Below are 816 nucleotides of genomic sequence, written 5' to 3' on the forward strand. Positions count from 1 at the left end.
CCCAAAATCTTTATGGTGATCCATTAAAATCCCTCAACTCCCTCTACGAAATCAACCCAAATGAGGGGTAAAACAAAAGGAGATTTAATTAATGTTAAAACTAAAAAATCAATTTAAAATAATTAGTATTTATTTATTTGTATTTATAGGTTTATTATTTATTAATGTGAATCAAGTAATAGCTTCACCTAAAAAAGAATCTAGTGATAAAAAAAGAGATATTTCGGAAATTAATAAATCAGACGAAAAAAACAAAAAACAAAAAGAAGATATAAAAAGATTTTATACAATACATAAAGAATTTAAAGAATATTCAATTGAAAAAAATAATGAAATTATAAAAATTTTAGAAAACCCTGAATTAATGGAAATATTAAAACAAAAAGCCGAAGAGGAAACGAAAAATTTAAAAGAAGAAGGTTCTTCTTCAAAACAATCTGATGATTCTAAAAAATAATTTTATACGAATTAAGAATGGAGTTATATTTGAAAATGATTAAATTACAAAAAAAAATTAAAATAATTTATCTTTGTTTAATAACTTTTATAGGAATATTATTTATTTTGAATGATAATCAAGTTATGGCGATGAATAATTTAAATGATGAAAATACCATAAATAAGGAAATTAATAAACTTTATTTAGAAAGAAAAGAATTAACTAAACAAATTAAATATTTTGACATTTATCATTTAGATGATAATATAAAATTACAAAAACAATTACATAATTTAGATCAAACAATTAAAAATCTTTATCAAAGACTTTCTGATATAAAACTTTTAAAATATATAAACGAACAGATTTGGAATTAT

The 816-nt window shown here is 19.9% G+C and carries 2 protein-coding genes; both read left to right on the forward strand.

All coding sequences use genetic code 11. The annotated features are described in order from the left end of the window. Positions 1–91: 91 nt before the first annotated feature. Positions 92–457 (forward strand): SVM family protein, encoded by a 366-nt coding sequence (locus RI68_RS02765; RefSeq protein WP_017193717.1) that lies wholly within the window; start codon positions 92–94, stop codon positions 455–457. A 35-nt stretch (positions 458–492) separates the two neighbouring features. Continuing rightward, positions 493–816, forward strand: a 324-nt coding sequence (locus RI68_RS04095; RefSeq protein ID WP_017193718.1) for an SVM family protein, incomplete at its 3' end; no start/stop codon positions are given.

Source organism: Vaccinium witches'-broom phytoplasma str. VAC (assembly GCF_000309405.1).
GTDB lineage: Bacteria > Bacillota_I > Bacilli_A > Acholeplasmatales > Acholeplasmataceae > Phytoplasma.